Annotated in this window: 16 protein-coding genes, 1 tRNA gene and 2 pseudogenes; 9 read left to right on the top strand and 10 right to left on the bottom strand. The window is 42.2% G+C overall.

Features of this window, described 5'->3' with window-relative positions:
• Nucleotides 1-371 precede the first annotated feature (371 nt).
• Complete coding sequence (locus NSTC731_RS09180; RefSeq protein WP_445630534.1) at nt 372-1,463, top strand: DUF6745 domain-containing protein; 1,092 nt, start codon at nt 372-374, stop codon at nt 1,461-1,463.
• A 24-nt stretch (nt 1,464-1,487) separates the two neighbouring features.
• Here NSTC731_RS09180 and NSTC731_RS09185 read toward each other — a convergent pair whose 3' ends face one another.
• The gene (locus NSTC731_RS09185; RefSeq protein ID WP_445630535.1) at nt 1,488-2,018 is read right to left on the bottom strand and encodes a hypothetical protein; all 531 of its coding nucleotides are present in this window, start codon (nt 2,016-2,018) and stop codon (nt 1,488-1,490) included.
• Nucleotides 2,019-2,020: 2 nt separating this feature from the next.
• Here NSTC731_RS09185 and NSTC731_RS09190 point away from each other — a divergent pair, with 2 nt between their 5' ends.
• The gene (locus tag NSTC731_RS09190) at nt 2,021-2,245 is read left to right on the top strand and encodes an ATP-grasp domain-containing protein (RefSeq protein WP_445630536.1); all 225 of its coding nucleotides are present in this window, start codon (nt 2,021-2,023) and stop codon (nt 2,243-2,245) included.
• A gap of 850 nt (nt 2,246-3,095) precedes the next feature.
• Here NSTC731_RS09190 and NSTC731_RS09195 read toward each other — a convergent pair.
• A pseudogene (locus tag NSTC731_RS09195) lies at nt 3,096-5,086 on the bottom strand (S8 family serine peptidase).
• A 502-nt stretch (nt 5,087-5,588) separates the two neighbouring features.
• On the opposite strand from NSTC731_RS09195, the gene NSTC731_RS09200 reads away from it, so the two are divergent.
• Nucleotides 5,589-6,152, top strand: a complete 564-nt coding sequence (locus NSTC731_RS09200) for a hypothetical protein (RefSeq protein WP_445630537.1) — start codon at nt 5,589-5,591, stop codon at nt 6,150-6,152.
• Nucleotides 6,153-6,201: 49 nt separating this feature from the next.
• Nucleotides 6,202-6,582, top strand: a pseudogene (locus NSTC731_RS09205) (DUF4351 domain-containing protein); the annotation flags it as partial.
• Nucleotides 6,583-6,680: 98 nt separating this feature from the next.
• Here the strand turns inward: NSTC731_RS09205 and NSTC731_RS09210 are convergent.
• The 6 genes from NSTC731_RS09210 to NSTC731_RS09235 form a co-directional block, all read right to left on the bottom strand.
• Nucleotides 6,681-7,937 (bottom strand): hypothetical protein, encoded by a 1,257-nt coding sequence (locus tag NSTC731_RS09210; RefSeq protein WP_445630538.1) that lies wholly within the window; start codon nt 7,935-7,937, stop codon nt 6,681-6,683.
• Nucleotides 7,938-7,952: 15 nt separating this feature from the next.
• Complete coding sequence (locus NSTC731_RS09215) at nt 7,953-9,272, bottom strand: diaminopimelate decarboxylase family protein (RefSeq protein ID WP_445630539.1); 1,320 nt, start codon at nt 9,270-9,272, stop codon at nt 7,953-7,955.
• Nucleotides 9,260-11,071, bottom strand: a complete 1,812-nt coding sequence (locus tag NSTC731_RS09220; RefSeq protein ID WP_445630540.1) for an asparagine synthetase B family protein — start codon at nt 11,069-11,071, stop codon at nt 9,260-9,262. Before NSTC731_RS09220 ends, NSTC731_RS09215 begins: the two co-directional genes overlap by 13 nt.
• Nucleotides 11,072-11,076: 5 nt before the next feature.
• Nucleotides 11,077-11,700: a DUF3859 domain-containing protein gene (locus tag NSTC731_RS09225; RefSeq protein ID WP_445630541.1), complete on the bottom strand. Its 624-nt coding sequence runs from the start codon at nt 11,698-11,700 to the stop codon at nt 11,077-11,079.
• A gap of 265 nt (nt 11,701-11,965) precedes the next feature.
• Nucleotides 11,966-12,220: a DUF7219 family protein gene (locus NSTC731_RS09230; RefSeq protein WP_445630542.1), complete on the bottom strand. Its 255-nt coding sequence runs from the start codon at nt 12,218-12,220 to the stop codon at nt 11,966-11,968.
• Nucleotides 12,221-12,521: 301 nt separating this feature from the next.
• Nucleotides 12,522-14,336 carry a ShlB/FhaC/HecB family hemolysin secretion/activation protein gene (locus NSTC731_RS09235; protein ID WP_445630543.1) on the bottom strand — a complete coding sequence of 605 codons (1,815 nt, stop codon included), beginning with the start codon at nt 14,334-14,336 and terminating at the stop codon, nt 12,522-12,524.
• Between the two features lie 208 nt (nt 14,337-14,544).
• Between NSTC731_RS09235 and NSTC731_RS09240 the strand changes: the two genes are divergently transcribed.
• The 4 genes from NSTC731_RS09240 to NSTC731_RS09255 all read left to right on the top strand — a co-directional run bounded on the left by NSTC731_RS09240 (nt 14,545) and on the right by NSTC731_RS09255 (nt 21,256).
• Complete coding sequence (locus NSTC731_RS09240; RefSeq protein ID WP_445630544.1) at nt 14,545-19,698, top strand: CHAT domain-containing protein; 5,154 nt, start codon at nt 14,545-14,547, stop codon at nt 19,696-19,698.
• A gap of 170 nt (nt 19,699-19,868) precedes the next feature.
• Complete coding sequence (locus NSTC731_RS09245) at nt 19,869-20,489, top strand: hypothetical protein (RefSeq protein WP_445630545.1); 621 nt, start codon at nt 19,869-19,871, stop codon at nt 20,487-20,489.
• 212 nt (nt 20,490-20,701) lie between these two features.
• Nucleotides 20,702-20,775, top strand: a tRNA-Val gene (locus NSTC731_RS09250).
• 121 nt (nt 20,776-20,896) lie between these two features.
• A complete protein-coding gene (locus NSTC731_RS09255; RefSeq protein ID WP_445630546.1) occupies nt 20,897-21,256 on the top strand; it encodes a hypothetical protein in 360 nt (119 codons plus the stop codon).
• On the opposite strand, the gene NSTC731_RS09260 is transcribed toward NSTC731_RS09255, so the two are convergent.
• The gene (locus NSTC731_RS09260; RefSeq protein WP_445630547.1) at nt 21,253-23,547 is read right to left on the bottom strand and encodes an ATP-binding protein; all 2,295 of its coding nucleotides are present in this window, start codon (nt 23,545-23,547) and stop codon (nt 21,253-21,255) included. The genes NSTC731_RS09255 and NSTC731_RS09260 overlap by 4 nt on opposite strands.
• Before the next feature lie 374 nt (nt 23,548-23,921).
• On the opposite strand from NSTC731_RS09260, the gene NSTC731_RS09265 reads away from it, so the two are divergent.
• Entirely contained in the window at nt 23,922-25,112 is a 1,191-nt protein-coding gene (locus NSTC731_RS09265) for a transporter substrate-binding domain-containing protein (RefSeq protein WP_445630548.1), read from the top strand.
• 244 nt (nt 25,113-25,356) lie between these two features.
• Here the strand turns inward: NSTC731_RS09265 and mazG are convergent, their stop codons facing one another.
• Nucleotides 25,357-26,181 (bottom strand): nucleoside triphosphate pyrophosphohydrolase, encoded by an 825-nt coding sequence (mazG, locus tag NSTC731_RS09270; protein ID WP_445630549.1) that lies wholly within the window; start codon nt 26,179-26,181, stop codon nt 25,357-25,359.
• Nucleotides 26,182-26,219: the final 38 nt, after the last annotated feature.

Genomic DNA, 26,219 nt, shown 5'->3' on the forward strand with positions numbered 1-26,219 from the left:
TGATACAGCTAAAACAGTGTATAAATCTATTTCTTGTGGTGTGGCTATCTTGCCGCAACGGACGGGCGAGACTGTGCTTTTACCCATAATTTAACCTAAATTGTGAACCGTAACCTCACCAGAAATTGACACTTAAAGGATAAGATGGCCGCTTTTAAAAGATAAAGTGGCCATCCCAATTAAGTACAAATTCTTATTTTTACACTTTACGTAATCTGTGATGATAACTTCGTTAAGCTTCTCTTCTCTACCAGAGGCTACGCCAACAGACGCTAAACGTAGCTTATTCCGTTTTAGAATTAATGGAAATAATAATGGTTTAAGCTCTTAATGCGGCAACTTAGTTAATATTGTTATGTTTTCACACAAACATGTCCAATAAAAAAATTGAAAAACTAACTCCAGAAGAAGAAGCTTTAATCTCAGTTTATAAAAGCAAATGGGAAAATATTAGACTTTCTACTCAGCGAATTGATAGAAAAAAAGCAGAGTCCGCTGTAAAAGATGCTTATGCAATGGTTGGTTTACCCATTCCTCAAATTACTTTTTGTGATAGTCCTGACGCTGCGTGCAATTGGCTCTCTAACCATCTATCCTTTCAAAAGATAAAGAACTGGGAAAATAATCAAGATACTTCTTTAAATAATTTGCTATTTTACCACATATATGAAAAGCTACAAAATCCTCTATTTGAACAAATAGATAGTAAAGTTTACGAGCAATTCGGAGACATAATCTATTGCGGTCAAGGTGGAGGAGAACCATTTAACAGTCAACTATATAAGCATTTGTTAAATAAAATAGAAAGTAGAGTTTCAGAAAATAGTCAATTTCCTGAAAAATATCGTTATCTGGAATCTCAAATTAATGATTCTTTACAACCCGAAAATCATTTATGGGCAGCCATGTTTGATTTTGGCTTTTCTGTCTCAGGTCTTAGTGATTTTAAAGAAGACTGGAAAATATTTCAATCATTAGTTCAAGAATGTGGTTGGATTATTGAAGATAGTGATTTTTGCGTTATTTGCGATCGCCCTACAAAATTATTATTAGATAATCAACAGCGGTTACATGCAGAAGCTGAACCAGCTATTGAGTATGCTGATGGTTTTAGTGTCTACGCTTATCATGGTGTAAGATTACCAGAAAAATACAGTAAGTTGCCTCCAACAGAATGGGAAGCAAAATGGTTATTAGAAGAAGATGACTTGGAAGTGCGAGAATTGCTAATTGAAATAATTGGTTATGAAGGTATTAAAAAAGAATTACAAGCTGTTGAGTTAGATTCATCTCAAGGAGACACTTTACTAGCAATAGGTATAAAGAATAATGTAGAGCCGATTTACCTGTTGAAAATGACTGACAATGATACAGGAAAAATTGATATTAAGAGATTATCAGTTAATGTTAAATCAGTCCAAGAAGCAATTTTTTTGAACAATTTTGGAATTCATTGCTGCTAAATATCAATTGAGCAATTTTGATATTTATTCGGATTTTGCTGTAATGGCTTGATAGCGCAAATTCACATCCACTTCTTCAGGCATTAAAATCCAAGCCCCTGGTATTTTGTCAGCAGTTAAATAAGTACCTATACATAAAGATTTACTATTAGGAAAGTTCAGTCTAAAACCACACATACTATAAAAACCATAATATTCATTATCGCGGGAAATCACTTCAATATCAGAAATAGGCTGAACCAGTAAAGATGCAAGTGAGTCTTGACCTTCCATCCTCGGAAAAATAAAATATTTATAAGTAATTGCCTTGATGTTTTGATTAATTGGTTGACTTGGATCGCTAGCATCGAAAAGTAGAATATTTGCCATACCTTCATCTACATCAATATACAGTCGAGTACCACTATAAGTCTCTAAAAGTATAGAACCTAATTCTGTTCGCAATTCATCTTGAGGTTCTAAAGATGTTAAACGAGTTATAAATTTTATCCGATCATTTATTATTCGATGTATAAGTTTTAGGTTAAAATCAAGATTTTTATCTGATGAAATCATATATGCGTTACTTTGTCGTATATGGTAAACCTTTTGCCGCTTTACCAGATGAAGAAATTCCAGAGATTGTTTCTGAGTGTGTCAAGCGCATTAAAAGTCAATTTTTTTCAGTGGATGTAATAGAGCGTAGAGATGGTACTAAACGAATTGTAGAAATTAGTGACGGGCAAGTATCAGATATTGTTGGATGGACGGCTGAACGTTTTACTCAACTGTGGGTAGTGTGATGATTAAACCTTTGCGATCGCTATTCGTTTATAGCAATTTTCATGTATTTTAGCTGTAAGGTTAGTTGCGATGCCTACGGCGGTAAACTACGCACTTTTACTTCGTACAAGAGTAATCGTAGCCTCTCTTAGAGAAGGTATCGCTCCCCAATCAAAGCTAAATCAGTAATTCTGGTTGGTAATCTATGCGATCGCGTTTAATTACGCCTACTTACTTGTTTGTGATAACGTGAAGGCGGAAGCTGCTACAGACTGCGCGTAACACGGAAACGTGAAAGCGGAAGCTGCTACAGACTGCGCGTAACACGGAAACGTGAAAGCGGAAGTTCTTACAGGGAAGGCGGAAGCTGCTACAGACTGCGCGTAACACGGAAACGTCAAGGCGGAAGTTCTTGCAGGGAAGGCGGAAGCTGCTACAGACTGCGCGAAACACGGAAACGTCAAAGCGGAAGTTCTTGCAGGGAAGAATATTTTGATTTTTGCTCCGTAATATGTAGTTATTTAACGTGAGGTCGACGAGTGCGATTTTGACCTCTCCCCCAGCCCCTCTCCTACCAGGAGAGGGGAGCAAAAACCCTCCTTATATCATGTCCGGTTGAAGACTTATCATTTAAAGGGCAGTTCTTGCTGGGGGCAGGGAGCAGGGGGAAAGAGACTTTTGGGATTTTTGCACAGATACGGTAATCATAAGTGATTAGCCGGACATGATATTACTCGTTACTCCTCCTTCTCCTTACAAAGACGCACTCGCGTTCGCCTTTTAGGAGAGGGAGATTGGGAGGGAGAGGTTCATCGAACTCACGTTTATTTAACATAAGTTGACACCAATACACAGCTGTGCTAAACCTATTTAAAATCCCATTTCAATGGTTAAGCTGCGAATTTTTCCTGTATCTCCTTCAGCTTTATCTGCAACTTCCAGAGTCCAGGTTCCTTGGGGACTTTTACCTTTAAAAGCAGCAAGTTTAGGGGTGTTTACTTCGTCATAAGTTGTTTTAATATTATCTGTAGCTCCACCCTGGCGATCGTGCAGATTTATAGGAAGTATGCCTATTTGCACTGGGGGAAGAAGAGTAACTACAAGATCCCCAATATAAGTATGCTCGATGTCTACATTAACTTTGATGGATTTCAGCAGGGTGGTATTAGCGATCGCCACCGATAATGTTGATGTTTGGAGATCGTTAATTGGCACATCTTGCGCTGCTTGGAACCTGCTGATGGGTGATGTTTGCGGTGGCTTGGCCAATTCTACAGCTTTCAGAGCATTGATTCGACCGTAACCGTAGAAGGGGCTGCGACCATTGGCATCATACTTACCTCCAGCTTGATCGATGCGATCGCAGGAGCGTTTTATAATGTCTCGCACTTCATCCCAACGCAGATTTGGGTTTCTAGCAAGAATCAAGGCTGCGACACCTGCTGCACCTGGACAGGAACTAGAAGTTCCGCCAAATTCGTTCGTATAGTTGCCTGCGGCCTCACCCAGATTTCGATTACCCGAATTATAACCAAGTACACCAGAGCGATCGGTTGTCCAAATTCCAGTGGTTTGAGAAATATCACCATTGTTGCTGGGGAAGGCACACCAAACCGCCTGACCGAAGTCACTGTAAGCGCTTCTTGTGCCGTAGTCGTTACAAGCTGCCACCGCAATTACCTTTGGGTTGCTGGCGTAGCCGTCATTATCCACGCTTTCGTTACCATTGCCAGCTGCGAATAAAATTACACAGCCCTTGCCGTTGCGTCCTTTATTGATTGCAAAGTCTATAGCAAGGCGTGTGGAATCAGGCAAAGGTACTTTTTGGTTGTGTGCGGGATCGTCTGGCTCAAACCAAGTACCGTCTGCTGGGCCCCAGCTGCAAGAAATAACATCAGCACCATTTTGAGCCGCCCAAATAAAAGCATCTGCTTCATCTTGTGACCCCAACGCCGAAGCTAGACGAATCGGCATGAGTTTTGCCCCCGGTGCTACACCAGATGCCCCAAAGTTACCGTTTGCACAGGCTACTCCCGCACAGGATGTACCGTGGTTATTATCATTTCCCGGTCTGGGATTGTTCGTTTTACGTGTGACATCACGCGGGGCAACAATCTTGGCAGAGGAACGGAACTCTTCATGATCGAGATCCACCCCATCGTCGATAATTGCAATAATTGTCCCCGTGCCATTGCTCAACTTCCAAGCTGCTTCAACGTTGGCATGGGCATTAATTGTTTTACCATTAATTGTTGTTTGCTTTAAATGCCACTGCTGCGGAAAAACCTGACGTTGGCGTGACTCGCGCGCTAGTTCGGGATGGCACAGTTCAACTGATTCCTCATTTAAAAGTCTTTCGGCGATGTCAAAGACGGCTATACCAGTATTTGTAGGGGCACTGACAAAATAAGCATTTCGTGCGTATTCAAGTTGGCGTTTAATTGTTAAGTTGTAACGTCTTAAAACCTCTTGGCAGACTCTTAACTCTTCTTCACTATCAAATTTAACAAAAAGGTTTTCAGTATAAACTACAGGTTGTTGGGATACTGGATCGATTAAGACACGTCCGGCAAATTGGACTTCGGACTCATTGTTAAGAATTTCACGGGCGCGATATCGCGCAAAGCAACACCCTGGTTCGGAACTTTCGCTTGTAAAATTTCTACACCCGCTTGCCGAAACCGGGTTTTTAACTCAAATTGATTGAGGATGCTACGAGCTGTAGGTGACACAGGTGCGACTTCAAAGGATCTTGCACCAACAATTGTGCTGCGGCTTTCGGTACGCACTACAACGTGTTCGTTACTGATAGCAAATTCATACTGTTGGCCGTTCTGTCCACCATAGCGAACCTGAACCATTGTTTAATCTCCTAAAATGTTTTGAAAATTGGGAATTGGGCATTGGGCATTGGGCATGGGGCACTTGTACTGAGCGAAGTCGAAGTATTGGGCATTGGGCATTGGGCATTGGGCACTTGTACTGAGCGTAGCCGAAGTATTGGGCATAACAATTCCCAGTCGTGAGTAAAAAAGTTAGGATTCCCTACTCAGCACTCATAAGAGAATTGGAAAACCGTATTATGCCTTATTTTTAAAGCTTGCTGCACGTATTGTAGACTTACGTTTACTTTATGGATGCTTCTGATTTCATGTGTTATATGTGTATTACGATACAGAATTTAATCTATCTAAGTTCATAGAAACCTTCGATTCGTCTTTCCAGAAAAGAGGGGATTCAAAATCAGATTGTTTTAAGAATCTTCACTATCAGTAGGGGCGTATAACTAACTGTGAATCACGATGAAAAGAATGTATTCCATACCACTGAAAAACGCTATAACATCATTAGAACTTGAGAAAGATGTTTTATTTTCCGGTTGAGTATTTTCTACAGGTGTACTCTCTACCCCTGATTGGTGAAGTGAGATTTCAAAAAGACTACTTTTCTGAGTATCCTGAACAAATTCGCGTTAGTGGCGATGTAAGCCTACGCACTGCTGTATCCTACATTCGTAAACCTGGCTACTACGCAGTACACTATAATCAACCCGGTACTTTGGTAATAGGGGCAATTTTACGACTTAACGAGGGTGCGATCGCAGTTTTTTCAGGCGAACCCAATCAATCAGAACAGGGTACATTGAGTCCGGTTTATACACTAGAATCCAATGCTTCCTTAGCAGTACCAACTGGACTGGTTTTTATCCGCTTTGCTGAAAGCGTTGATGTGGAATCGCAACATGAGGTAATTAATCGAGCGGGTTATGAAGTTGCACAAAGCCTTTCTTATGCGCCTCATACCGCTTGGTTGCGTGCTAAATCAGGTAAGATTGTTGATGCGATCGCTGGGATTTCTCAGTTAGAAGCGATCGCTAATGTTGAGAATGTCGAACCTCAAATGCTTATGGAAAGAAGTTTGAAATAAATTAAAAATTATGTATGCATATTAGAGATATTTTTACTTCTCAGTTGACGGTCGAGAAACAGTACAAAAACAAGCAATAGATGAATTAGAAGCACTACCATCAAATCATCCATTTCGCAGAGCAACGCTAGAATTACTTTATAACTTGCGGCAAAACTTGCAAGTTAATCAAAATTCAGAAGAAGACGATCGGGAGTTAATTATGCGATTAAAACCACTTTATCAACAAGACCGAGAGCAAGCTGTACAACAAGGGGAACAACGTTTAATTATACGTCTACTAAATCGCCGTTTCGGTGAGATTGATTCATCTAATATTGAGCGAGTTCAAGGATTATCTATTGAACAATTGGAGGCATTAGGAGAGGCTTTGTTAGACTTTTCAGCTATTTCTGATTTAGAAGCTTGGTTAAACCAACAAATTGAATAAATCTAATCTGTAAATCAATTAAACAAATTTTATGTGAAACTGCGCTTTATTCATGTAGGGGCAAGTCATGAATTACCCCTACAACTGAAATGAGAATACTAACCAAAACTTTGCACAACGTACATATCATTTCCTGTATCGCCTACTAAAAGCAAACTACTGTCATCACTTTCTAAATTTCGACTACCAGCAATACCCTTTTGCAGAACTTTAATTATTCTTTGGGGAGTGAAAGATTCTAATTCTACAAACTTTCCAGATTCTAACCATGCTAATTCTTCAGCAGATAAACTTTGACGTATTTCTTCAGGTAATTGTTTAGCTGCTTGCGCCGACTCTGGAGAGGATTGAATGAACATCCCACGCTTAGTAGCGATAATTTGACGTGGCGTTAGTCCAATATCAATAATTACAATTTCGCTATTGAGAAACCAATTAGCATTGGTTCTTAAATTATGAACTAAACTAATTCCTTGGGGATTGCAATCATGTATTGCATAAACTTTCAAATCGGGATTGCGCCGCAGCATTTGCATTGTGATGTCAAAAATGCTTTGGGGATATCCAGTAATGCTGAGAATTGCACAGTTATTTTCAAAGTGGAAATTATTAGCGATTAATAGTTGAGCAATACTAGCACTATCACAAACGACTAATCTATCAAAACTGTAAGCAGTTACGTCAGGATTAATTGTGGCTGGTGTATTTTCCTGCTTTGGTGAAGGAAGAATTTTGAGAATCGAACCATTTATTTGCTGCCAGCGATTTAGCCAATCGTTAATCTGAGATTCAGAAATTAAAAATTCTTGTGTTAATAATTGGATTCGCCCTAGCTGTCGAGTTCCTAAATATATAGGTAGCATTCCCACAATAACAATAATGACAAAGAGGGGAAATGACTTTAAAGCAAGAATTCCTATGGAAAGGATAATTCCTCCTATAACTTGTAAATTCCTCGCATACTGTTTGCGACTTACAAGATTGAGTTTAGTTGATTTGCTACTTTCATGAAAAAAATTAATAAACGCAAGATTTACTATTAGCGGTATAAAAATCGTTAGTGATGTAACAAGATTAATAAATAGAAAAGGAAGTAACCAGCCAAATCGTGAAATTGACTTTGAGCTTTTTTTTAAACGATTATCTAGAAAATAAAGCAGCTGCTTGGGTGTAAAAAATAAGGTGTTATTTGCAGAAATGTCAGCGATCGCCTTTGCAAAAAAAGGATCGGTAATCTGAACATTACTCATACTAGTCGGTTCAAAGGCAAAGAGATGATTGCATTTTATACACCGACCTTGATTAGCTGTCCGGTCTTTTAGTCTATTATCAGTTCCGCAGTTAATACACTTCATAATGGTTATTTGATGTTAATTATCTAACACCTGATTTGTTAATAAAACACTGTAATCTTCGCGCCGACGAATCAGCCGATGTGTGCCATTTTCTAGCAAGACTTCAGCAGGTTTAGGACGGTGTAAAAAGTGAGACGACATTGCATAACCATAAGCACCGACATCTAGAATGGCAACGATATCGCCAATTTCTAACGCTGGGAGTTGACAATTTTTCCCTAGATAATCTCGTGAATAGGTAGTGTTACCACAAATATCAGTTGTGAATAGAGAATGGGGAGTAGAGACGCGATTAATCGCGTCTGTACAAGAGTAGGGAAGTTTCCAAGTGATAATTTCTCGGTAGCCGCCGTGTACTGAGGGTACTGAAAGATTAGCAACTGTGGTATCAACTCCAACAATCTGTTTTTCTCCTTGCCATTTCACCGAAACAACTTGAGCAAGCATTGTTGCACATCCAGCGATCGCACTTCGTCCCGGTTCAATCACCAAATCAATTTCCCGTCCTAAACAAGTAATTCTCTCGGTTAACTCAGCTCCAAATATTTCCCAGTCAAAGGCTGTTTTGTTGTGATGATATGGATAGCCAAAGCCACCACCAAAATCTAAATATTCCCAATCAGGTAACTTTTGGGCTGTGGCGATTAGCGTATCAATTACTTGGGTAAAAGCTGCTGTGGCGTTAGTTCCCGTTCCTCGATAGAAGTGTAAACCACTCAGCTTTAATCCCACTTCACCAGTTAAAGCGATCGCACGATCAAATTCCTCTGGACGTACACCAATGCGGCTATCTCCGGTAATTTCTGGCAAATTGAGACGTAAACCTAGCCGAATATTTTTCTCTCTGCGTTTGGGCAAAACTTTGCAGCACAACTGTAATTGAGCGAGGCTATCAAAATTGAGAGTTGTAACTCCCCAATTCAAGACTTGTATCATCTCAGCCTGATTCAAATTACTGCCGCTATAAACAATCTCGCTAGGATCGAAACCAGCTTGCAATCCCAGATAAATATCTCCTGGTGTATTAGCATGAAGTCCCCACCCAAAGGAGCGAAAAATTTTTAACAAGGCAATATTGCCATTAGTAACACTGGCAAACCGAAATTGCGTGCGAGGATAACCGACTGCTTTGCTAATTCGCTCAATAGTTTCGCGCAAGCGATCGCCATTATAAACATAAAGCGGAGAACCGTAGTTATTCAGTAACTCCTCGGCAAGTTCCCTGGAGAATGGGAAAGATGAGGAAATTAATTGCTCCTTCCTAACTCCTAACTGTTGTAGAGACGCGATTAATCGCGTCTCTACTCCTAACTCTTTTTTATCTAACCTTGCCATCGCTTGTAATTTCTCCATAGCCAACGATGTAACCAAAAGGGATGATCCCAAGACTGTTTAGTTATTTCTTCATTTAAAACGTGCGATCGCCAAAGTTGCCACATAATTAGTAACCAGAGAGTCTCACCAATCCGTCGTCCTTGAATAGCTGCTCCTAAATTGCCTTCAACGATTTGTGCCGCAATGTGAGGATAAAAGTGATTGTTGGCGCGAAGTCTTTCTGGATTTAGCCAAATGCCCAATTGATGCCAAAAATCATTTAAACACCAAGAAGTTAAGGGAACCCCCATACCCCGTTTTTGTCGCCAGACAATTTCGGGTGGAAGCCAATTTTCTACAGCCCGTTTGAGGATATATTTTTCACAAGCTCCCTGTAAGCAGAGTTCTCCAGAGAGGCGGAATGTCCATTCAGCTAGAGGTAAATCACAAAAAGGCGATCGCACCCACAACCCATGAGCAAACCCCAATGCAGTCGCACGGGGATGGATATTCTGCGCTCCTTTGAGCATCAAACTGGCACGGCGGAGGCGATGCAGCAAAGATGGACACTCATCGCGATCTAAAGCCGCCAATAGCCAATCTTCAGGATGCAAATTTTGGATATGTGCATAAACCTCCGGCTGATAAACTTGAGATTCGTATCCCCCAAGACGGTGAAAGGTGCGGAGATATTGCTGGATAAAAGTTTCCTGTCCGGCGGGATTTTCTGCTTGATAAACACCTGCGGCAATTAAAGGTTTGTTCGTCCAACCAGCAAACAATTGATCTCCACCTTCACCGTTAAAAATTACTTGAGTTTCCTGACTCGCTCTTTGAGATAGAAGATATAACGGCACACACACGCCATCTCCAAAGGGCAAATCTAATGCTTGTACAGTCGGAATTAAAGCATTCTTGATGGAACTGGGGGTTACTGCAACTTTAACAAGTGGAATTTTGAGAAATTGGGCGACTTGTTCAGAGTATGGATATTCTGGAATCCCTGCGTTCCCAAAATCCAAAGTGTAGGCGCGGACTTTCACCCCTGCTTGTACTAGCAGCGCCGCCACTACTGAAGAATCGAGTCCGCCAGAGAGAAACACCCCGACAGGCTCATCCTTTAAATCGGCAATTTGTCGCTCAATGGAGTTTTTAAGGAGAGTTTGCAATTCAGTAATTGCTGTAGCTTCATCTGTTAACTGTTTTGGCGCTTCCCGCCATGAGTGGATTTTTTTAGATTCAGGTGTTAGCAGCTTACCTGATTGGCGATCGCTCTGCCAAACTAATTCTGTCCCCGCCGTCACTGCAAACACTTGATTAATAGGAGTTAAGGGTGTGGGAACGTAAGAAAAACAGCTATAGCCATATAACCCAGGAATGCTAACTTCTGATTGTGGCAAAATCGGTAAAAGTAATTGCAGTTGGGATGCAAACCAAATTATTTGTTCTTGCACAGTCCAATACAAAGGAACTCTTCCGAAAGGTTCTCTTCCCAAAACTAGGCAGTTGTTTTCTTGGATTACCCAAGCATCGGGTGAACTAAATAATCCTGATGCGGAGATGGCAGCAATTTGATTTTGTTGCGGTGGGGAATTGCCATCCAGTCCTATATGAACAACATTCCAGATGGGAAAAGGATAATTTTTCTGACCTAATCCCCTAACCCCCTTCCCTTGCAGGGAAGGGGGAAAGTTCAAAGCCTCTTCCCTTGTAAGGGAGAGGTTTGGAGAGAGGTTTTCCAAAACACTAGTTAACAGCGCTTCCAACTTTTGTTGAGCGCCGTAACCCCAATAGCCAAGAAACTGATGCGGGATACCCATCTAGACTATTTAACTTCAAAGGTTGCATCGCTAATCTGCCGACCTTCTAGGAACATTTGCACTTTCCAATTGCCAACAGTTGTAGCCTGGTTAATGGTGTAGCGACACTGGGTATCCCAGACAGACGTATTAATCTCGCGGGTTTGATAGTTGTTTTGCTTGACAATTTGACCACTTGGGTCAATCCAATTACAAGAGAGAGCCAGCTTTTTACCCAAAGGTGCATCCTTTAAGGTGACACGATACAACACTTCTGGATTGGTTTGGCGAGAAATTGTCTTTAAGTCGCCGCCATTATCTTGTGTCAAAGTGATGCGGTCTTGTTGAGTGGAAACACGAGAAAGTGTAGAACTTTGCTGCTGCATGAAAAATATTGTAAATGCAATGACAATTACTACAATTGCCACCACTCCAGAGGTAATCCATCGATTCCGGCGTTGCTGTACTTCCAGTGCTTGGCGGCGATTTAACTGAATCAGCGCTTCATCTAATAACTCTGGCGGTAAATTCAACTCCTGTAAAATTTCTTTAACCTGCTGTTGGTCTAGTTCCGCATCCCGACGCAATTGCAGACCTTCTACTTCTGTAACTATTTGTGATAATTGCTCTTGAGTCAGTCGCCGCGTCATAGCTTAACTCCTGTTGAAAAACTTTATGGCGATCGCTAAATCTCGCTTTTGTAAGTACATCATAAGCTACAAAATAAAGTTGTTGCTTTTCGGATTCTTTAAGAGATACTTTTGTAAACCAAGTAGAATTAACATGACGAAAAAGATACTTCTTGCAAAAGCCAAAAAACCGCCCTAAAATCAATTTCTGGGCGGCTCAAGTATTTTTGCAATAGTCTTTTTGCACTAGATTTAAAAAAATTACCAATGCCTCCTTCTTATTAGTTTAAATTTCTTGATTTCCGCCAATAGACAATTGTTTTTTGCTATGTTTCAACTCTTTCCAAAGAGACTTAATTTGCTGATAAGCGTCTTCTTGAGACAATTTTCCCCCTGTTTCTAGGGAAGTGATGTAACTAATTTTTTGAGAGAATTCTTGGAGGTTAGCATTAAACACCAAATTCTCTGGCTGAAATTTACCATAATACCGACTACGAGGGTAAAGAAAGCTGTTTTTGTCTTGAGAGTTAGGTTGTGTCATAACTTTTCTTTTATAATTCTTCCCTTCTTAAATTTATAAACTAAAAATTATCCCTTTGTGTATATACACAGGATAAAATTCAAATTCCTGAAGAAAGAAGTTAATTTTTTAGTTCAATATTAGGATAAAGCAGAAGAACAGCTAATTAACTGTGGAAAATACTGAAATCAGTGCGTCATCTACCAAAAGGAGTAAGTGAAAGAGCGTTTTAGAGCATTTTGCTGATTAAATTCGACTTCCTCAAATCCGGCTCAAATAATATGATGCCCGCAGAATTAGTTATGATTACCATAGTCTTTAGCTAGGGTTGATAGCGAAGGCTAAAGTAAAAACCATCATCCTGAGCGTTATTACCACGATCGCTCAGATCGATAAATGGAAATCCATAATCGAGCCGCAAAAAGAGATTATCAATTCCCATTGCCTGATTCCATATTAATCCTAAGCCTGCGCCCACTAAAAAAGTTTGATTGGGTAGCGGATTGGGGTTATCAGACTGATTCCAAACTGCTCCCATATCCACAAATGGCGCAAGTTGAATTGTCGATAATCCAGATTCATTACGCTGGACTGTAAACCGATCTTCGATCGCTACCCGAAATCCATTATCCCCAGAACGGATATTTTGGCGATATCCCCTTACAGATTGTCCGCCACCAATGACAAATTGCTGGGAAGGTAAAAGACTATCTGGTGTCAGCTGCAAGTCTGCTTGGATCAGCAACAGATGATCGTTGCTGAGTTGCTGCACGCGCTGTATTTGACCTAGCCAACTAAAAAAGCGACCATCGGGTATGGGGTCATTGTTGATAGTTGCGTTTAATATATCAACGCCAAAATTAAATTGCGATCGCAAAAACCAAGCTCCTTTTGGTTCGCGCCTGATATAATCTTGACCAAATTTAATTACACTGGTGCGGCTAACGCCATTGGCATCAGGCCCAATGCCAAAGGGAGTTGCGAGGTTATCAAACAGGAAGGTTTGACCATCTTGATAGGTAAATCCTAAAGATAGGGCAAATTCTTCTCTGGGCGATCGCACCAATGGTTGACGATAATTGATTTCATAAAGATCCTGGTTTGCCCGAATGTCAAAGGCATCAAAGGGTGGCTCAGTAATTTCGTTGCGATTAAATGCGGCTCGAATCTGCACTTTGCCGTTCATGGCGTTCACAGGAACCTGATAACTAAAATCAAAGGCATCGGAACCACCAGAGAGTGTATGGTAATAGGAGCCAGCTAACTCATCTCCCATACCGGTTAAATTGCGCGATCGCAATTCAACACCCAATCTTTCCGCGCCAATACTGGGAGGCGAATAATTATCTACACCCAAACTACCAATTAAAGTTTTCGCCTCTTCAACTCTGACAACGAGAATACTTTGACCAATCTTACCCGTTGGACGCAAACTCGCTTCCACATTGGTAAATAAGGGATCGAGTCGCAATAATTTTAGTTGTTCTTCGAGCTTACCAGTATTGAGAGGAATACCAGCACCTAGTTGGATGCGACTACGAATATAAGATGGGTTTAATCGCCGCGTCCCTTGGATGTCAATCTCTGTCAAACGCCCTTCCAACACTTGAATTACCACAATACCATTTGCGGTACTAGATTGTTGAGTATCTGGAATTGCTCTGGAATTTATATAGCCTTTATTTAGGTAAAGCTGGGTAACGGCATCGGCGGCTTGTCTGATTTCTTCTAAAGTTAAATCCCGTTCTTCAAACGGTTTCACTACTGGATTAAAATCATTTTCCTGAAAAACTGTGCTACCTACAACCTGAATTTTCCGAACCCGAATCCGTTGTGGTGTTTCTGGTTGGGGGTTAGTTGCTGGAGTAGGTTCTGTTGACTGTACTATTTGTAACTCTGACTGACTGCTATTTTGAATCGAGTCCGGTGTAAAAATATTAGCTCTAGCTCTCAGTCCATTTGCAGTTACAATCCAGACCGCAGGCAGAATTAGCAAGCCGCACCGAAAGCTGAAACTGTGCTGACTGCATTTAGTAATTGCCAAACTCCAGCAATTATCTAACTGATGAAATAAATAGACAATTTTTTGCTGAGTCGTTGCTCTAGGCTGAACACCAGTTTCTGTTTCTTTTCTCATTTCTCTTCAGTGGAGTGCCTTATTTAACGACTGGGCTGATTTTGATTTTTGAGTGTGCTATGGCTGTATGAGTATTTCAATATCATATTTTTGATATTCAAATTTCAAAAGATTTGTAACTAAAACTATAAATTAACAGCGATTTCTTCTAAGTGATAGTCCTTAGCATTATATTGTGGTAACAGGTAGAAAACTTGGGAAAACTTCGATGTCACCACTGATTTCCATTGTCATCGTCAATTACAATCGGGAGTCTTACCTTCAAGAAGCGATCGCTAGCGTCTTAACGCAAACATGGCAAAACTTTGAGCTACTAATTTGGGATAATGGCTCTACAGATGGATCGGTGGCGATCGCTCGCGCTTATGCTCAAAAAGATGGGCGAGTGCGGGTGGTGGAGGCAGACAATCAAGGAGTTGCTGCGGCTTGTAAGGCAGCGATCGGCCAAACTAGCGGCACTTACATCGGTATATTAGACAATGATGATATCCTTGCCCCCACAGCTCTTGCTCAAACCGCTACAGTCCTCAATCGCCATCCAGAAACGGGATTTGTTTACACTGACTACTTAAATATCGATCGAAACGGCAAAGTTATCGGTTATGGTCATCGCTGTAACATTCCTTACTCTCGATCGGGTCTGTTGGTAGATTTCATGACTTTCCACTTCCGCTTGATGCGGCGATCGGTTTATGACCGAGTGGGAGGTGTTAACGAATCGTTCTCTTGCTGTGCCTATGATTATGACCTATGTCTGCGACTTTCAGAAGTAGCCCAAGTGCGCCGAGTCAAAGAGCCACTTTATTTCTACCGAAACCATTCTCAAAGCATCTCTGTTACTAGACAAAAAGAACAAATACTCTGGTCTAAACGAGCGATCGCTCAAGCACTTTGGCGGCGCGGATTAGCAGACAAGTTACAAATCGAGGTAGAATTGCCCACAAGTCGCTTCAGATTACGCTGCAAAAAACCTCTACTACACAACATCGCCGCTTCAGTCTTAATTATTGCCTCGCTGGTAAATCCCAAATTGGCCCAAGCACAACAAATAGTTCCTGCTAACGATGGGACAAACACAATTGTAACTCCCAACGGCAATCGACTTGATATCACCGGCGGCACAACTTCAAGAGATGGTGCAAACCTCTTTCACAGCTTTCAACAGTTTGGGATTTCGCCAGAACAAATTGCCAACTTTCAAGCTAGTCCGGCGCTGCAAAATATCCTTGGTCGAATTACAGGCGGGAATGCCTCGGTTATCAATGGTTTAATTCAGGTGACAGGTGGCAATGCTAACCTTTTCTTGATGAATCCAGCCGGATTTGTTTTTGGAGCAAACGCTAGTTTAAATGTGCCTAGTGCTTTCACGGTGACAACAGCCAACGGCATCGGTTTTGGCAGCAGTTGGTTCAATGCTATTGGTGTTAATGATTACATAAATTTAGTTGGAAACCCCAACGGATTTGCCTTTAGTATGAACCAACCAGGAGCGATCGCCAATGCTGGAAATTTGGTAGTAGGTGCTGGGCAAAATTTGAATTTATTCGGCGGTACTGTAGTCAACACCGGGCAACTTTCAGCACCGGGAGGGCAAATTAACGTTACATCAGTACCAGGACAAAATTGGGTGCGTCTCAGTCAGCCAGGAAATCTGCTGAGTCTAGAAATTCAGCCCCTCGCCTCTAGTAGCAGCCAACCCAATAACTGGACAATTCCCATCGCCTCAATACCCGAATTGCTGACAGTTGGTAACAGAGGGTTAACTGCCAATCCTGATGGAACTGTAAAATTGACAAACTCTAATGTGACAATTCCCATAACTCCAGGTACAACGATTGTTTCTGGAACAGTTAATACAGCGAGTCAAACAGGCGGTACGGTAACTGCTTTGGGTAAAAAAGTCGCGGTGATTGATGCCAATATTAACGCCTCTGGGAATAATGGCGGTGGTACTGTGCTAATTGGTGGCGATTATCAAGGTAAGGGGACTTTACCCAACGCAGATCGGACTTATGTGGATTCAAAATCCGTTATTAATGCAGATAGTAATTTGAATGGAAATGGCGGACGGGTAATTGTTTGGGGTAACGACACAACCCAGTATTTTGGAAAAATTTCGGCTCGTGCAGGAGCAAATTTTGGCAATGGTGGTTTTGTAGAAGTATCAGGCAAAAATTTCTTGACCTTCAACGGTTTGGTAGATACTTCAGCCGTCAATGGCAACTTTGGCACTTTATTAGTAGACCCCAGCACATTGACAATTATCGATGGTGCAGCCGGAACAGGTGATTTTGATGCTACAGCAGGCAATATTGCCTTTGGCGATGCAGATATTGGGGCGAATACAGTTTCTTGGGGTGCGATCGCCGCTTCAGGTGCAAATATCAACTTACAAGCTACAGGGAACATTACCATCGATGACATCACCGGAGCTACAGCCGGAGTAACGACTCCTGGTATCGCGACATTAAATTTGGGTGCTGGCGGTAGCTTCAACCTCTCCTCACAAACTGGTTCTGTAAACTTTGTCAATCCCACCAACACCATCCAGACAACTGGAGGAGCGATTAACATTTCTGGAGCTAGTTTATCACTGGGCAATCTCAATACAACTACTGATTTTTCTGGCAATAGTGGCAATGTCAACTTGTCTGCGACTGGCGACATCGTTGCGGGCAACATTATCGCCAGTGGCCAAGGCTACTTGGCAGGTAATATTACAGTCACAAGCAGCAGTGGTGGGATTACTCTAAATAATCTCGATACCAGCAACACTGAAGGGTTTAATACTATTAATACTGCTGGAACAGTCAGTTTGACTGCCGCAGGCAATATTCTCACAGGTAGGATTGATTCTTTTTCAAATGATGCTAATAACTCAGGTCAGGCTGGCGATGTAGTCGCAACAACCACAGGCGGCAGTATTACCACAGGGGCAATTAACTCGTCTGTAGTCAAAGATGGAGGTGGCGATTTTATCGGCACAGCTGGCGCGATTAGTTTAACTAGCACAGATAATATCACCGTGAACGATGCCATTAACGCCTCAGCGATCGCCCTTGGAGTCGATGGAACTGGAAACCTGACATCTGGCAACGTTACTTTACAGACTACCAATACATTTGGTAGCAATATTCGTTTTACCAACATCAACACCCAGGCGATCGCAGACGACTTTGTTGATGGAAATACAGTTCAAGGTGGCAATGTGCAAGTGCTAACCAACGGACTGATTCAAGGAATTGGAACCGGTGAAGCGATCGCAACTGGTGGATTTTTTACTGGCGAAGGAGGTACTAACGTTCAACCTTCAGCAGGAGGTACTGTTAGCATTCGCCATGATGGTGGCCCAAACAATGTAGATTTTATCGTCGGTGATGCAAGTGTCAATGGTACAGCAGGATCAATTAATACAGGTGACAATTCAATAATCGCTAATAGCTTTCCAGTCTTGCCAAATGGTGGAGATGCTAGCGGTACACCAACCGGCATCACCATTACATCTGTCAACACACCGCCGACATTAACAGCAAACTCATCGCTACCCGATACCCAGACTAATCAACCAGTTACCTTAACGTTCTCTAGTTTGGCTCCACTGGTCAGCGATGTTAATAATGACATCACCTCCATCAAGATCGATGTCGTGAATACGGGAAATATCACTGTCAATGGCGTTCCCGTCATCCCTGGCGTTACAACCTTATCTAGCGGCGATACTTTGGTATACACACCTCCAGCAGATACAAATGGGTCGCTAAATGCCTTTGTAATTAGCGCAAATGACGGCGTTTCCTCTTCTGCACCTGTACAGATAGGAATCAACGTCAGTCAGGCTCCTACCCCAATTCCTACTCCAAGTCCTACTCCAAGTCCTACCCCAATTCCTACCCCAATTCCTACTCCAAGTCCTACCCCAATTCCTACTCCAAGTCCTACTCCAAGTCCTACCCCAATTCCTACCCCAATTCCTACTCCAAGTCCTACCCCAAGTCCTGACCCCTGCACATTCCAATGCAATCTACCAAGTAAACCGAATAACCCTGTCCTCAATAATCCTAAGATTGATAACTCCGTTCTTAATACTGACCCCACTCCCGAAGACAATTTCACAGATGATTTTGCCGACCATTTAGGCATATCCAGCCCTAGAATCAAAACACTAGATGATGCCAAAGAAATTGCTCGTAAAATTGAAGAAGCTACTGGTATTAAACCTGCATTTATATACATCAGTTTTGTCCCTGTGGAAATTCTACCAGAAGTAAATTTAGGCAAAGTTCAAAAATTTACGAAACAGTTAAATACCGTAGCAGAAAAAGATAGCGACCAACTAGAAGTTGTAGTAGTAACTGGAAAAGGCGATCCTATCCGCAAGCGCATCCCAGAAACAACAAAAACCAAAGTTCTGCAAGTAGCTCAAGAATTTCGCGACCAAATCGTTAGTCCACAAAACCGTCGCCGCACCGGTTATTTGCGTTCATCTCAACAACTTTATCGCTGGATTATTGCACCACTAGAGGCAGATTTACAGGCGAGAGGAATCAATAATCTGGTCTTTTTACCAGATATTGGTTTACGTTCAACCCCAATGGCAGCACTTCACGATGGTAAAGGATTTCTAGTAGAAAAATATAGTATTGGCTTAATGCCTAGTCTTAGTTTGACTAATACCCTCTATAAAGACATCAAAAAATCTCAAATTTTAGCGCTGGGGATTTCTCAGAGTACTCAGGGACAAGAGCCTTTACCAGCAGTCCCCCTTGAGTTATCAACACTAGTATCTAAACTCTGGCAGGGCAAATTATTGTTAGACAAGCAAGCCACCTTAGAAAATCTCAAAACTATCCGCCGCCAACAACCTTTTGGAATCATTCACATGGCAACCCATGCCGATTTTGCTAGGGGTGCTTTGAATAATTCCTATATTCAACTGTGGGAAGACAAGTTACGCTTGAATCAATTACGACAGTTGCGCTTGAATGAACCTGAAGTTGAAATGCTCGTGCTGAGTGCTTGTAGAACAGCTTTAGGGGATGAAGAATCCGAACTGGGATTTGCAGGTTTAGCAGTGCTGGCAGGTGTGAAAACTAGTGTTGCTAGTCTTTGGTCGGTTAATGATGCTGGCACAGCGGCGTTGATGACAAAATTTTATGAGAATTTAAAGACAACTCCAATCAAGGCAGAAGCTCTCAGACAGGCTCAGGTAGCTATGCTCAAAGGACAAATTTATGTCAAGGATGGACAAGTGCAAGGTTTAGGAGGAGTTGGAAATTTGCCTTTACCTGCTGATAGTGCTGATGAATCACTTATGCATCCTTATTATTGGGCTGGATTTACAATGGTTGGTAATCCTTGGTGAAGATAGAGAATATCAAGTCTTAGTAGGCAGGAGGCTGGAGATTTTATTAACGTGAGTTCGATGAACCTCTCCCACAGGGAAAGGGAGGAGCAATGAGAAATTAGGGTTTTTGCGGATGAACGCTACAATCTATCAGAAAATCAAGAAGTAGTTAAATCTAGAGTGGCTTCATGACGGCTAATTTAACACCTAAAACGACATTTGACTTTATTAACGTGCTATCCCAAGCTGCGGCTAAGTATAGAGAACCAAAAAGTATACGCCCTAGTGCTGAAATATTAGTAAAGGCATTGCTACAAGCAGAAAAAACTGGCAAGCAACAAAAGTTGACTTATCCTTTTGAGTTTCTGCTCGGTAAATGGCAACTTTGCTTTGTCACTGGCACTAAGAAAAACAGAGGTAGCGGCAAAATTGTCTTAGGCAACGGTTTCTATGTACCCAAGTTCATGACAATTCATCTTTCCTTTAATGCCACTTTGGAACAAAATTCAGACAGAGGCGAAATTGCTAATCAGGTTGAGCTTAACCCAGTTTCACTGAAACTCACGGGGCCAGTGCAATATTTCGGGAAGAAAAATTTATTGGCCTTTGACTTTAACCAGATGATTATCAGTTTGTTTGGTCGTGTTATTTACAACAGAGCAATCCGTGGTGGTAAAGTTCAAACAGAAGATTTCTACAACCAACCTATAGCGAAACTACCGTTCTTTGGCTTCTTTTTAGTCACAGAAGATTTCATTGCAGCTCGCGGCCGTGGGGGAGGATTGGCATTTTGGATTCGAGAAACTTAAAGATGTTTGCAGAAAATTAGGCAGTCTTGCTGGAGGCAAAAGGAAAAAGGATTTGACTTATTTGTTTGATTAGTAGCAAGTGGTGCAACCTTTTTACAAATCAAACAAATACTTCACTCGATTACTTAGGGAGCGATCGAGTTCGCCTGATTTGGTCTTTTATCTTGCATTATTAGAGAAGTATATGCTACTATTGATAATTGTGTAGTTAAGGACGTATAGCTCAGTTGGTTAGAGCGCTACGTTGACATCGTAGAGGTCACTGGTTCGAATCCAGTTACGTCCATTATTGTTGTAAAGTAGACCTCTTGCAAAAATATATTTTTGCACTCTTAGGGAAAAGGGTAAAGGTTAAAGGGAAAGGATTTTGAGTTTCTTTAACCTTTTCCCTTTAACCGAGAAGTATTGTGTCTGCATCTACTTCTACTACAGATGCGATCGCAATTGCAGCTTTTGCGAACGCATTTGTAGCTTTGGCGATCGCAATTGTAGCTTTTGCGATCGCAATTGTAGCTTTTGCGAACGCAATTGTAGATTTTGCGAACTCAATTGTAGCTTTGGCGAACGCAATTGTAGCTTTGGCGAACGCAATTGTAGCTTTGGCGAACGCAATTGTAGCTTTGGCGAACGCAATTGTAGCTTTGGCGAACGCAATTGTAGCTTTGGCGAACGCAATTGTAGCTTTGGCGAACGCAATTGTAGCTTTGGCGAACGCAATTGTAGCTTTGGCGAACGCAATTGTTACCAAAAGCTTAATTGTGCATTAAACTTGTTTGCTATTTTTGATCAGGTTCGCTACCACTTTCACCAACTCTTCTGGCTCAATTGGCTTGGATACATGAACTTGGAATCCGGCTTCCAGAGCTAGTTTGTGTTCTTCTTCTCTAGCAAATGCCGTTAGTGCTACAGCTAGAATCTTCTCCCCTTGCTCTGTTTCCTGCACCCGCACTTTCCGAATCAGAGAATAACCATCCTCATCTGGCATTCCAATATCACTGACTAGCACATCTGGTTTTAATCGTTCTAGTGCTTCTAGAGCTTCACCTACTGAGCTAACTGCCGTCACCTGCCCTCCAGACTTTTCAAGAATGAAGGCAATTAACTCGCGTGTATCTGCATTGTCATCGACAACAAGTATTTGCAAGCCGTTGAGTATTGAGAGATTCTCGACTTTTTCTTTACTTTCTTTAATTAACTGTTCTGGTTGCGGTTCTACCAGAGGCAACAACACTGTAAATTTTGCTCCCCTTCCTTCCCCTTCACTAACTGCGCAGACTGTGCCTGAGTGCATTTCTACTAAATGGTGTACAATTGCTAGCCCCAACCCCAAACCATTGTCCGATCTAGTAGTTGTGCTATCAGCTTGACGGAAACGCTCAAAGATATAAGGTAGAAAGTCAGGACTAATTCCTTTACCTGTGTCAGAGACAGTTATCTGGACATTTGAATTTACCTGTTCCAAATGCACTTCAACTCGCCCTCCGTTAGGTGTGAACTTGACGGCATTAGAGAGCAAATTCCAGACAACTTGTTGTAGGCGTTCGGCATCACCCATAACTTGACCAACTGAAGAATCAAGATTAAATTCAACTTGAATATCCTTAATTTCAGATGTGGGATGTACAGCTTCAATTGCCGCCTGAATTATCGGTACAAGGTCAACTTTACGGATATTTAGGCGAATTTGTCCTTGTACAATGCGTGAGATATCCAGGATATCTTCAATCAGTTTTCTTTGAAGTTTAGCATTCCGCTCGATTGTCTCCAATGCCTTAGAGGTAGTTGCTTCATCCCATTTGCGAGTACGTATTAGTTGAACCCAACCCAGCATAGAATTGAGAGGTGTACGAAGTTCATGGGAAACGATCGCTAAAAACTCTTCCTTGATGCGGTTAGCTTCTTGGGCTTGCCGATAAAGCTGGGCATTATCAATGGCGAATGCTGCTCGTTGAGCAAGTTCTTCAGCCATTTCTAGGTCTACAGTCGTGTAATGGCGTTCTGGTTGTGCAGACGCAAATAGAATTGTCCCCAGTTTGCGTTCGCGTACTAATAGTGGTACTATCATCTGAGATTTAATTTCGAGTCGGCGCAGCAGACTAAAGTGTTCCTCGTTCGAGGACTTTTTCTGTAATGAAGACTCAAGAATATTTGTAATCAGTTCCGGCTGACCAGTCCGTAAAACTTTCGGTGGCCCGTAATCAGCATCAATAGAAATTGGATAGCGTTGTTGGAGTTCTCTTAGCAGTGCTTGCTTTCCTGGTTCAGATGCAACGATGACTGGGTTAGTAAAGATTGGCAAATTATCTTCGATGACATCCACAATACACCAATCGGCAAGAGTAGGCACTGCTAATTGCGCGACGCTCCTTAGGGTAGTGCGATAATCCAAGGAAGATGCCAATACACTACTTGCTTCAGCTAAAAAATTAGAGCGTTTTTCTGCGGCTTCGGCTGCAATTCGGGCGGCTTGCTCATTAGCAAATAACTGCTGGCGCTGCAACTCTAAATGCTTACGCTGGCTAATGTCACGCATTAGCCAGCGCAGAGCAACTGGCTCATCTTTTTCGTTACGAACGGTAACTACTGTCAAAGCAACATCAAAACAGATTTTTTCTCGTGGTTGTAAACACACCTCCCATTTTCCACCTCGGTCGAGCTGCCGCAACTGAGTTAGGTAATTAAAAAAAGCTTGATGATCTGACTGGGCAATGAAAGTAAGTAGCGGTTTGCCAATCAAAAATCGCTGTAAAACATTGAGTTGCACAGTAGCAGCACGGTTAGCTTCCAGGATAATGCCGAATGTATCAGTTACCAAGTAACCATCAGGCGCAAAATCAAATAATTCTTGGTAGCGCTGACGTTCTTTCTCTACTACCATTCGTGTTGCTTGTAGTTCCTCGGAGGCAACTTTTAGTTCTTCCAAAGTGATTTGCAGTTCCTCAAAAGTTTCTGCTGTTAGCTCGTGCTGTGAATACGCCTCACTTGTAGTTTTTTGCAGGAATCCCGTTACCCATGAGCGCAATGTCTCTATTTGTTGACTGAAATCGTCTACATCCATATTGCTCACTTTGCCAAGACTAAGAAGGGCACACCAGAGAAAACATTAGGCTAAATATAAACCCAAATCTACCCTAGCTAAAAGCCGATCTCAAAACTATTGCTCAAAAGATAGAAGTTTGTTTTGCGCGAGTTCTAGAAAGTGAATTACACACAATAAGGTTAAAGGGGAAAGGGGAAAGGTTAAAGGGGAAAGGGGAAAGGTTAAAGGGGAAAGGGGAAAGGGGAAAGGGAAGAAATATCTATTTCCCCCGCCCTTTATCTCCAGTCGCCGTAAATTTGAAAAAAATCGGTTTTATGGAGATGATGAATGCGATCTTTGGTATAGGGTGGGCATGATAAATAGATTATGCACACAACCCTGAGAGAATTCAGATGATAAATGCGATCGCTAGTAGATTTCGCCAATTTATGGCTCGGAAAAACAGCCTAATTGGCAGATATGACCCGAAAAACAAAACCAAGCGTTCCTTAGCACTGTATACCTGCATAGGATTAATAGGTGGAATTCTGGCATTGTTGTTAATGGCGTCCCCAGGAGTAGCCCAAAAACCACAACTCCAACAACCGTTATTAGTAGCGACACGAGTTATACCGCCTTTTGTGCTATCAAACAAAGGTGAGCTATCAGGATTCAGTATCGACCTCTGGCGCAAAATCGCTAACCAAATAGGTGTAGAGTCTAAATTTATAGAATATTCCACAGTGCCGCAAGTGCTTTCGGCTATTAAGGAAAGCAAAGCCAACTTGGGAATTTCAGCCATCTCAATTACAGCCGAACGCGAGCAAAATTTTGATTTTTCATTACCTATTTTTGCTGGGGGGCTGCAAATTATGGTGAGAAACCCAGAGCAAAACAACAGTGCCTTCCCAAATATTTTGCAATTGTTTTTCTCCGGTAGCCTTTTGCAAGTAATAGGCGTTGCCCTAGTGTTAATTATCGTAGCAGCCCACATTATTTGGTTATCTGAGCGTCATCACAAAGATGGGATGATTCCCAAATCATACTTTCCTGGCATTTTCAAAGCCTGTTGGTGGTCGGCTGCCACCTTAGCAACCCAAGCTGATGAAATGCCCAAGGGAGTAATGGGACGCTTAGTAGGTATTGTTTGGATGTTCATCGGAGTACTTTTTGCCGCCTACTTTACAGCCAGCGCGACTACCTCCTTGACAGTGCAACAGCTTCAGGGCGATATCAGGAGTATAGATGATTTACCCGGCAAGGTAGTAGCCACAACTGCGGGTAGCACAGCCGCCACATACCTGCGAGAACATAAGATTTCAGTTTTAGAAGTTACCAAAATTGAGCAAGCTTATAATGCTCTGCAAACAAAAAAAGCTGATGCCGTAGTGTTTGATGCACCTGTACTCCTCTTCTATGCTGCCAATGAAGGCAAAGGGAAAGTAGAGATTGTAGGCAGTATCTTGCGTGAAGAAAGCTATGGCATCATTCTGCCCAATAACAGTCCCTACCGCAAACCAATTAATCAGGCTTTGCTGAGTCTCAAAGAAAATGGCACTTATCAATCGCTATATGATAAGTGGTTTGACGTTGAAAAATCTTGAAGAAGGGAGCAGGGGAGCAGCACTTCGGCTACGCTCAGTGACCGAGGAGCAGGGGGACAAGGGGGACAAGGGGGACAAGGGGGACAAGGGGGACAAGGGGGACAAGGGGGACAAGGGGGACAAGGGGGACAAGGGGGACAAGGGGGACAAGGGGGAATTATTGAATAAATCTCTCCCAAGTCTCCCCCCTCTACCTTGTCTACCTTGTCTACCTTGTCTCTTCCCATGCCCAATGCCCCATTCCCTACTCTCCATTCCCTTCTTTCGCCAGTTGAGCTTTTGCCTGTTGCCACAAGTTTTCTAACTCATGCAAACTGTAATCAGAAAGAGGACGGTCAACAACCGCCTCCATTTTTTCTAATCGCTGGACAAAGCGCTGATTTGTGCCTTGTAAAGCGGTGCTGGGGTCAAGATTATGCCAACGCGCTAACTGAATGACTGCAAATAGTAAATCGCCTAATTCTGCTTCTTGCCGTTCCGGTGTTTCCTCAGCTAAAGCTTGCTCGAACTCTCCCAACTCCTCATGAAACTTATCCCAAACACCCTGAATATTTTCCCATTCAAACCCGATCGCCGCAGCCTTTTGAGAAATTTTCATCGCCGCCGTCAGTGGGGGAAGGGTACGTCCATAACGAGCGAGTTTAGCACTAAATTTTTGGGCATCTGGAGATGCTTCGCCCTTTTCCTCCGCTTTGATTTGTTCCCAATTTTGCCGCACCTCATCCACACTGGCCACCGACACATCACCAAACACATGAGGATGACGGCGAATCAACTTTTGGGAAATCCCCTGAGTAATTTCTTTGAGAGAAAATTGCCCCGATTCGCTAGCGATTTGGGCTTGCAATACCACTTGTAATAATAAATCGCCTAACTCCTCTGCGATCGCACCCTTATCCCCACTCTTAATCGCATCCACCACCTCATAAGCTTCCTCAATCACAAAGGGCGTCAAAGTTTCCGCAGTTTGCGCCAAATCCCAAGGACAACCACCATCAGGCGATCGCAACTTCGCCACCACCTCAATTAATTCTTGCAACGCCGCCAAACTCTCATTTTCCTTTTCCATACCTCTGCGTACCTCTGCGCTTCCCTTAGCGTCCCTTT

The organism is Nostoc sp. DSM 114167, assembly GCF_052692655.1.